The sequence below is a fragment of the Ralstonia sp. VS2407 genome (genome assembly GCF_052950655.1).
In genome coordinates this window covers 1-9,650 of record NZ_JBRFVG010000027.1, presented here as the reverse complement: position 1 = coordinate 9,650, position 9,650 = coordinate 1, and the positions used below count along the sequence as shown (strand labels likewise).

Sequence of the window (9,650 nt, the reverse complement as noted above, 5' to 3'; positions counted from 1 at the left end):
CGTGCACCGGTCAACCGCATGGGCACGCCACATGAAATCGCCACCATGATCCTGTTCCTGGCATCTGACGAAGCGTCGTTCGCCACCGGTGGCATGTTCACCGTTGACGGCGGCTACACCGCTCGTTGAGCCTGTCAAACTAACGAAAAATGTAATCCTTTACATTGATTTCCGTGGCATCTAGAATCGCGATCAAGTCATTAGGCGCGGACGCGAGAGGTGAACAGGGCTCGTATCACACCCTGGTTCAGCTTGGAGGTCAGTGAGAGTTCCGGAGGTAACAAATGCAAGACATTTATGGGCGCCGCATCGACAGCGCTTACGACTACGTAGTCGTAGGTTCAGGTTCTGCCGGCAGCGTGGTTGCCAGCCGCCTGGCGGAGGACGCCAATATGCGGGTTCTGCTGATCGAGGCGGGTCCGCCAGATACCAGTATGTACATTCGCATGCCTGCAGCGCTGGGCTTTCCCTTGATGGACGACAAGTTCAACTGGTATCTCCATTCCGAACCGGAGCCGTACCTGAACAGTCGAAAGATCTATGAGGCGCGCGGGCGGGTCCTCGGCGGCTCCTCGTCGATCAATGGTATGAACTGGGTGCGCGGTAACCCGTGGGACTACGACAATTGGGCATCGCACGGCAACGCTGGTTGGAGCTATGCGAACGTCCTGCCCTACTTCCGCAAAGCGGAGACGTTCGACAAAGGTGCTAATTCGTACCGCGGTGGTTCTGGGCCCATGTTTATCCAAACCTGCAGGGCGGAGAACCCGCTGTATCACGCGTTCCTGGAGGCTGGCAAGCAAGCTGGTCTGCCGCATGTTGAAGATCACAACGGATATCGGCAGGAGGGGGTCCATATCACTCAGCGTAACGTCCACAAGGGCATCCGCTGGAGTACCTCACAGGCCTATCTTCACGCCTTCCCCAAACGTCCAAATCTGCATGTCTGGAGTGACTGCCGGGCGCTCAAGCTTTTGTTCAACGGGAGACGCGCAACGAGCATTGAAGTGCTGGCTGAAGGCCAAACGTCTCGCATCGGAATTATTCGTGAGGCGGTAGTCTGTGCCGGCGCGATCCATTCGCCCCACTTGTTGATGGTTTCAGGGATCGGGGACGAGCAACATCTCAGCAGCCTCGGGATACCCGTTGTTTCACACGTGCCGGGGGTTGGCTTGGGTCTCAAGGACCATCTGGCTGCGCCAGTGCAATACACCGCCAGTCAGAACGTATCGGCTGCTAGAGAGCTCACGATGCTGGGCAAGCTGAAACTGGGCGTACTTTGGACGTTCTTCAAGAAGGGCTTGGGCGCCACAAATTTCTTTGAAGTCGGCGCATTCATTCGTACCCAAGATGACATTAAGGTGCCGAATGTGCAGTTCGAATTCATCCCCATGCTGGGCGAGTTCCAGCATGGCAACGTGAAACTGCAAAACGGCTTTCAGTACTTCTTCAGTTTGATGCGGCCGACCAGTACCGGACGCGTTTGGATTCAAAGCGCGGATCCGCTAGCGCCGCCAAAGTTCGTGTTCAACTTCCTGTCCACGGAGGAGGATCGTCGAGATGCAATTGCGGCTGTGAGGGCAATTCGGCAGATCGTCAACCAGCAAGCGTGGGACCATCTTCGCGGCGAAGAGGTTAGCCCGGGCGCGGCTGTTCAGTCGGACGAGGAAATACTGGAGTATTTGCGGAACACTGCGGGCACAAACTATCACCCGTGTTGTACGTGTCGTATGGGCGTTGACGAGATGGCAGTGGTCGATCCGGAAGCAAAGGTGCGGGGAGTCGAGAATGTCCGCGTCGTTGATGCTTCGATCATGCCGGAAATTGTCAGTGGAAACCTCAACGCACCCGTGATCATGATGGCAGAGAAGGTGGCGGATATGATCCGCGGCCGCGAGGAGCCGAAAGCGCTAGATGCTAGGTACTACAAGGCTGCCTAAATTTCACCAATGGTGATCTCCTCTTGGGCCCGGCGAAAGTCGGGTTTTTTTGTGCCCGGGTCAACGGTAGCTCTTCTTTTGTCACCACTTGGTGATGCAAAGCAGTGCACTTTCGTGCGTCTTGGATGCTGTGCAACCCACGCACTTTTCGCGCGTGGGTTGAAGCAGCGATGTGCCTATTGCCTGCCTTACTTGCTCGACACCGTACCCGGAAGGAGCGGAGTGCGGCTACCGAGCTTAATAAAGGTCGATTTCACTTCGGTGTACTCGAGCAGGCCGTCGAGGCCATTCTCGCGGCCAATGCCACTTTCCTTGAAGCCACCAAATGGTAGCTGAGGTGACGTTTCCAGGTAGGTGTTGACGAACACCGTTCCGCTGTTCAAACGTTGCGAGACGGCGATGGCTTTGTCGATATCCTTCGTCCATAGGCCGTTACCCAGACCATAGTTTGTGTCGTTGGCCAGCTCGACGGCCTCGTCCAGCGTTTTGAAGGTAGTGACAGTTAACACCGGACCGAAAATCTCTTCGCGGAAGATTCGCATTTCCGGCGTAACACCGGTGAAGATGGTCGTGTCTACAAAGAATCCTTTGTCCAGACCGCCTGCTGTTACGCGGTTACCGCCCGTGGCAAGGATGGCGCCATCTTGCCTACCTACCTCGATGTATTCCAGCACTTTATGCAAGTGTGCTTCGTGGATAAGGGCCCCGACATCGGTGCGGTCGTCAAGCGGCAGGCCAACGACGACGCGCTTGGCGCGCTCGACCAGTGCGCTCACAAACTGATCAGCGACCGACTCTTCGATCAGAAGTCGAGTGCCAGCTACACACTCTTCGCCCTGGTTGAGAATGGTTCCGAACAGGACGCCATCGAGGGCCGCATCAAGGTCTGCATCTGCGAAGACAACGTTCGCTGCTTTGCCACCCAGCTCAAGCGCAACCCGCTTGACCGAATCGGCAGCATTGCGAGCGATACGTTTCCCCACCTGCGTGGACCCGGTGAACGACACCATATCGATCTGCGGGTGAGTCGACATGGATTCGCCCACCTCGGCGCCCGTGCCAGTCACGACGTTAATCACACCGTCAGGAATGCCTGCTTCCTTGGCCAGCACAGCAATTTCCAGCGCCGTGCCGGAAGTCAGCTCCGACGGTTTGATGACAACAGTGCAGCCGGCCGCCAATGCGTAGGGCAGCTTCTGAAACAGGGTCACCAAGGGAAAATTCCACGGCACAATCATGCCCACAACGCCGCGGGCTTCGCGCGTGACGAGCCCCAGCTTGTCTTCGCCCAAGTGGTTAAAGGCGTCGCCGCCCAATTGCCACGCCAGGGCCGCTGCGTAACGCGTAAGGTCAACTGCAGCGCCGACTTCTCCGCGAGCGTATCGAATCGGCTTGCCGACTTCCTCCGCTTCGATACGAGCGAGTTTCTCCGCATCACGTTCGATTAGCGCGGCGAAAGCATTCAGCTTGGCAGCTCGGGTCGCGCTCGGCAGCCGTGACCACGAGCGGTCGTCAAATTTGGCACGAGCTGCCTTTACGGCCTTATCGAGGTCGCTTGCACTACCCGCAGCAAATTCCGCAAGCAAATCTCCATGAGCGGGAGATTGCCGTCCAATGTACTGCCCGCTCGAGGCTGGCTGCCATTGCCCGTCGATCCATAGGTTGTAGCGGCGTGTCATCATGCGCTCCTGTAAACGATTACTAATCTGTTGCAAATAAAAGCGCCTATAGGGCGCGGTCTCCTAGAAGCAGTCAAGGCACCAGTGGCGCATCGGCCTGCGGTGCGCGGTACGGCTCATTACAAGTGGTTTTCTGAAAAAGCGGTATCGCAACGTGTATGATAGTAACCTAAACCTCAGAATTTCGCCGCCCGCAAGTGCAACTTCGCAGATGGCAAGCATATGGTTCCCGCTGAACTCATTGATTCTAAAGAACTTCTTCCCATCGAAGATGGAGACCTTGTTCTGCAGTGGTGACCCGCTCGCAATGTTCGAAGTGACGTAATCGTTTTCTGGCAGCAACGGTGAATGGGTACGGAACCAGCGGGTTGAGCGGTCTGAGGTGGCGCAAAGTGATCTTTTTGGACTCCGAACCATGGACAAGAAAATTAGCCGCAAGGTCAATGTGACGGATGTGGCCAAGGCCGCGGGCGTTTCCGTTGCAACAGTTTCTCGCGCCTTCAACCTGCCGCATCTGGTACGAGAGGAAGTGCGCAATAAGGTGACGTCAGTGGCCCGCAAGATGGGATACAGTCCGAACCCGTCGGCCAAGGCATTGCGGACCCAGAAAACGCACATCATCGGGGCAATCGTTCCCACACTTGATTATGCGATGTTTGCGCGTTTGATCCACAGTTTCGAGGAGCAGTTGACAGCGGCGGGCTATAACGTGTTTGTTGTGACGACCGGTTTCGACAACTCGCACATGTTCGAGACGACTCGCAAGTTGGTCGAGAAAGGCGTGGATGGCCTTCTACTCGTCGGGAAGATTGAGGATGAGAGGTTGCGAGAGTATCTTGCCGAAAAGCAGATCCCCTGTCTGACGACCTATTCGTATTCCGAAGATGCTCTCGTCCCGTCCATCGGCTTTGACAACTACATCGCAACAAAGCAGGTGATGGAGTTCCTTCTGCGCCTCGGACATCGTAAGTTCGTAATGATTGCCGGGCCAACGAAAGGTAATGACCGTCAGCAGTCCCGCATTGCTGCATTCTGGGATGCGTTGCATGCTCACGGCGTAGATACCGCGAATTGCCACGTCATCGAGAAGAGCTACGGAGCGGCGGTGTTTCGTGGGGGAGAGGCTATGCGGCAGATTCATGCGGAGTTCCCTGAAACTACGGCGGTCGTGTGCAACAGCGATATTTTTGCGTTCTCGGTGCTCGCAGAATGCCGGCGATTGGGCCTACGTGTGCCCGAGGATATCTCGGTCGTTGGATTTGACGATGATGACTACACCAGCGTGTTCTTCCCGGCATTGACCACGGTGTCGGTACCAGCAATTGAGATGGGTCGCTATGCGGCGCAGGCCTTGGTTGGGGCGCTAGTGGAGGGTCGGAAAATTCTTCCGATTCGGATGGATACCAAACTGGTGGTGCGCGAGTCGACAAGTATTCCACCGGCACAGGACACGCGATCGGCTGCCTGACAGAGGCGATCGGGGCGGCGCACAGAGCCCCCCGATCCTCGTGATGTCTCCCGAGCAAGGGGCGTTGCGCGCCTCACGACATGGCTACGCATGCCAAGAAGCGGAAGCGTCTCCATAGCCGTGTGCAATGCGTCTCGCGCCGTGCGCCCAGACGCCGTCGAATTTCTCCTCCTAGTGGAAAGTATTGCATTAAAGGAATCGGCCTTCTTGCCGATATGAATGTAATCCTTTTCATAAATTCCCAAAAATAACTCGGGGAGAAGCCATGAGAGTGTGGAAGAGGCTCGGTTTGCGCGCGCGACTGCTGATCGCCGTCATTACGATGGTCGCTGTGGGGTTCGCTGTCACCGTCACGATCTTGGCCGCCAAGGCGGCTGCGATGCAGAGGAGCTTAGCGGAGCGATACACAGTCGAAATGGCAACCAGGCAAGGGCAGTTGGTGGCCAGTCAGTTTGATCTCGCGCTGCAAACCGCGAAAGCGGTCGCAGACACCTTTGCTACGCTGCAGCGCACGGGGCGGGCTGAGCGGGCTTTGGCGGACGAGATGCTCAAGCGCGTTGTTGGCGAGCATCCCGAATTTCTCGGAATGGCTACCGCATGGGAAGCGAATGCATTTGATGGTAAAGACGCAGAGCATGCGAACGATGATGAGAATGCGAAGGCGATTCATGGTCGCTACGCTGCGGCGGCATCCTGGAATGCCAAACGCGAAATCTGGCTGGAACATATTGGGAGTTTTGAGTTGCCGTCCGATCCGAACGGGGGGGAATGGTACGTAAAGCCGAAGAACTCGGGGAAGCCGGCAATCGTCGAGCCTTATACCTATCCGATCGACGGCAAGAACGTCATGATGACCACGGTTTCTGCACCGATCATGATTGACGGCCGATTTAGAGGGGTCGTTACGGTCGATGTCGCGCTTGACGCGCTCCAGGCACGTCTAAGTGCAGTTCGCCCTTATGACACCGGCTACGTGACGCTGGTGTCGAATGGAGGTTCGTTCGTCGCAGGGCCCGATACTGCATCGCTTGGGAAACACGTCGACGCAATGGACGACGAGGCCGCCCTTAAGGTCGTCGTTGCCGGGCAGACGTCGCAAGCGGAGATTTTCAGTCCGTCTGCCAAAACACGTGTCGAGCGGGTCAGCGTGCCCATTGTGATTAGCGGTACCGAAACGTCATGGATGTTTACGGTCTTTGCTCCGCTGAATCGAATTTTTGAGCAAGTTCGTTCCTTGGAAAGAATTGCACTTTTCCTTGGGGTGGCTAGCGTGCTGGTTCTGAGTTTCGTTCTTGGAATTGCTCTGCATCACTTGGTGGTCGTGCCAATTGGGGGAGAACCAAAAGAGGCGGCAAGCATGGCTCACGCGATATCGAAAGGCGATTTGACGTATCGACTTTCCTCCCGGACCCCACATGCGGCAAGTGTTCTAGCTGCAATGGATGGCATGCAAGCCGGTCTCAAAAATATGGTCGGTGCTGTCGGCGAGGTCACGGAATCCTTGGGGGTGGGAGCATCCGAAATCGCACAAGGTAATCATGACCTATCCGGGAGAACCGAACAGCAGGCGGCTTCCTTGGAGGAGGCGTCGGCCACTCTTGAGCAACTCGCTCAGACAGTTCGTCAAAATGCCGAGGATGCTGATCGCGCAAACGCGTTGGCGAAAGATGCAGTTTCTCGGGCAGAAAAAGGGGCCGCCTCTGTCGGCGCCGTACGGCAGGTGGCGCGCGACATGGCCAACGACGTCGGAAGCATGTCCGCAATCATTGAGGCTATCCAGGGCGTCGCCTTCCAGACGAATATCTTGGCGCTCAATGCGGCTATCGAAGCTGCACGAGCTGGCGAGCACGGACGCGGATTTGCCGTGGTCGCAAACGAGGTGCGTCAACTGGCGCAGCGAAGTGCTGCTGCTGCTGGCAACATCAAAGACCTAATCGAATTGGCGGTGGCGAAGAGTGGTCAGTGTTCCAGCGCTGCCGAAAGTGCTGACGCGGCAATCGAGGCGCTTTGTCATTCAGTAACTACTGTGACTGAACTGATGGACGGCATTGCGCGGGCATCGCGCGAGCAGAGTGAAGGCATCGAGCAGGTGAACAGCGTGATTGCTCAACTCGATACTGTGACGCAACAGAATGCTGCTCTGGTTGAGCAGTCGGCGGCTATCGCGGATTCACTTAAGGCCCAGGCCGATGAGCTGAAATCCGCTGTATCCGTCTTTACGCTAAACCGCGCTTAAGAAGTGCGGTAGCGATACTTGCCAAGGCATCAGGTTCCTTCAGCGAAGAGCGGCCCTATATGCCCCCTGTTGGTTACCGTTCTGCGCTCGGAGGCTGCAGCATCTTGGCCCTCTCATCTGTCAGCAGGGCGAGGAGCGAGATGGTGACAGTTCGCTCAATGGGCCGCCGCGACCAGCAGCTCGTGCCGCGCTGAACTGGTGCGGCGCGTTCCCTAGAATTGCGCACTGTGGTGCGCGGCTCCCCTTCCTCGCGCAAAAAAGGATGTTCGGTAGGCCTTACTGACGTGGCACAGATCCTGCACTACTGAGCATGTAATCCTTTACTTAAAGATCGACCGTAGATCAAGGACGCACTGCGGCAGCAGGTTGCTTGCCTGGGCGCTAATTTCCACGCATTGAGGGAGCCCCTTGAAAAGTGGCGTAGATCAACGAGGGTAGGGAAAACACTGTCTTGAGTAAAAAATGTAAAGGATTACAGTTCAGGGCGAGCGCTTAGGGCTCAGTTGGACTGACCGAGATACGCCGGCACGCGGCGCGTCTTGAGATGGTTTCCGATAGGCAAGAGGTTGTGGGGTTGTAATGGACGTCGAAAGCAGAAGCATTGAATTCATTCCTGAGGACGAGCGATACGGGAGTCCCCGTAGGCTCTTTACGATCTGGTTCAGTGCCAACATGCAGGTCACAACCTTGGTTGTGGGCACGCTCGGTATCGCTGCGGGGCTTAGTGTCTTCTGGACGATCATTGGCATCATTCTCGGAAACATCATTGGGACGGTCTTCATGGCTGGCCATTCCGCCCAAGGGCCTCACCTGGGTATCCCCCAGATGATCCAGAGCCGTGCGCAATTTGGCGTGCTCGGTGCGGGGATCCCTTTGTTGGTTGTTGTGATCTCCTACGTCCTCTTTACTGCTGCCAATGGGGTCGTGATGCGGGACTCGATCAAGGCGATTCTCCCGGTAAGCGACAATGTGGCGATCATTCTTTTTGGGATCATCACTCTGATCATCAGCTTCATTGGGTATGAACTGATCCATCGGATGGGGGCATGGATGTCGGCTCTGTCAGGCCTCATCTTTGCCTTGGCGGCCTTCTGCCTCTTTAAGGCCTCGCCGTCTCCCCAGGCGGCTGTCATTGCCACGCACGGGTATGTCAACAGCGCCTTCATGTTGGTGGTGGCCCAGGCAGCATCTTGGACGCTCGGCTTTGGTCCATATGTCGCTGACTACTCACGGTATTTACCGAAGCATATCTCTACACGCCAGACTTTCTGGTACAGCTATTTGGGGAATGCCCTTGGGTCCACCTTGGTGATGATCCTTGGTGCGCTATTGGCGGCTTGCGTGGCAGACATCACCAAAGATCCGGGTACGGGGTTGGCTGGCCTCTTTGGGCAATGGTCTCGTCCTGCGCTCGTGATCATCGTGCTCGGTGTGCTCGAGATCAACGTTCTGAACTTGTATAGCGCGTACATGTCGACGGCCACGATCTTCACGGGCTTCCGCGGCATGGTGCGGGTCAGCAAAGGCGTGAAGTTCTGCGTTATGGCCGTCATTGCTGTGATCGCCACCTTTATTGCTCTGGCTACGCAATATCGCTTTAACGAGTACTTCTCGGACATTCTCGTCGCGCAGATTTATGTGCTTGTTCCATGGAGCGCGATCAACCTGGTGGACTACTACCTGGTACGAAAAGGCGAGTACAGCGTGACGGACATGTATTGCGAGGACGGCATCTATGGCAAGTACAACTTCTCGACCCTAGCGATTTTCGCGGTCGCGATCGTTGCTCAGATTCCGTTCATGGATCTGTCCTTCTATCACAGCTACTTCGCGAAATCGATTGGAGCTGATGTGAGTTGGATCCCCAGCCTCCTGGTACCTGGCACGCTCTACTACCTTGTTAATCGCTGGCGAGGCAATGTTGCGGTGCCGGTGATTTCCACTACGAAGAATGTGATTGGGTGAGCGTGGGAAGGTCATTTAAAGCTGGCTAAGTGCACTCCAACGGAGTTGAAGTGCCGGGCTTGCTTTGATCCGATGACTAGTTTCACTTTGTTGGTTTGTCTTGGTATGTAAAGGATTACAAATTGATGGGGTGAGGCGAGAAGTTCTGCCCATTAAGTAACTAACTGTGGTGCAAGCAATCATGCCCCGCGCTGGCGCGGCATCCACAAGCCTTTTTTTAGAGGTACCGATTTTGTACGGAGGAGCAGATGAAACGCAGTGAATGGAAGGCAGGCAAGCGCGGGGTTCTTACGGTGGCGGCGGCGGGTGCGATGGCGCTGATGCTGGTGTCGCAGGTGCAGGCGGCCGGGGCGGACTCGCTG

6 protein-coding genes are annotated in these 9,650 nt (G+C 56.2%); 5 read left to right on the top strand and 1 reads right to left on the bottom strand.

Features of this window, described 5'->3' with window-relative positions:
• Both ACU8YE_RS23520 and ACU8YE_RS23515 read left to right on the top strand, forming a co-directional pair.
• A partial coding sequence (locus ACU8YE_RS23520; protein ID WP_446929752.1) for an SDR family oxidoreductase occupies positions 1-129 on the top strand: 129 nt, incomplete at its 5' end.
• A gap of 155 nt (positions 130-284) precedes the next feature.
• Positions 285-1,940, top strand: a complete 1,656-nt coding sequence (locus tag ACU8YE_RS23515; RefSeq protein WP_446929751.1) for a choline dehydrogenase — start codon at positions 285-287, stop codon at positions 1,938-1,940.
• 188 nt (positions 1,941-2,128) lie between these two features.
• Here the strand turns inward: ACU8YE_RS23515 and ACU8YE_RS23510 are convergent, their stop codons facing one another.
• Complete coding sequence (locus tag ACU8YE_RS23510) at positions 2,129-3,622, bottom strand: aldehyde dehydrogenase family protein (RefSeq protein ID WP_446929750.1); 1,494 nt, start codon at positions 3,620-3,622, stop codon at positions 2,129-2,131.
• 412 nt (positions 3,623-4,034) lie between these two features.
• Between ACU8YE_RS23510 and ACU8YE_RS23505 the strand changes: the two genes are divergently transcribed.
• The 3 genes from ACU8YE_RS23505 to ACU8YE_RS23495 all read left to right on the top strand — a co-directional run bounded on the left by ACU8YE_RS23505 (position 4,035) and on the right by ACU8YE_RS23495 (position 9,288).
• Complete coding sequence (locus ACU8YE_RS23505) at positions 4,035-5,087, top strand: LacI family DNA-binding transcriptional regulator (protein ID WP_446929749.1); 1,053 nt, start codon at positions 4,035-4,037, stop codon at positions 5,085-5,087.
• 265 nt (positions 5,088-5,352) lie between these two features.
• Complete coding sequence (locus tag ACU8YE_RS23500) at positions 5,353-7,323, top strand: methyl-accepting chemotaxis protein (RefSeq protein WP_446929748.1); 1,971 nt, start codon at positions 5,353-5,355, stop codon at positions 7,321-7,323.
• Between the two features lie 579 nt (positions 7,324-7,902).
• On the top strand, positions 7,903-9,288 hold the full coding sequence (locus ACU8YE_RS23495) for a purine-cytosine permease family protein (RefSeq protein WP_446929747.1): 1,386 nt from the start codon (positions 7,903-7,905) through the stop codon (positions 9,286-9,288).
• Positions 9,289-9,650: the final 362 nt, after the last annotated feature.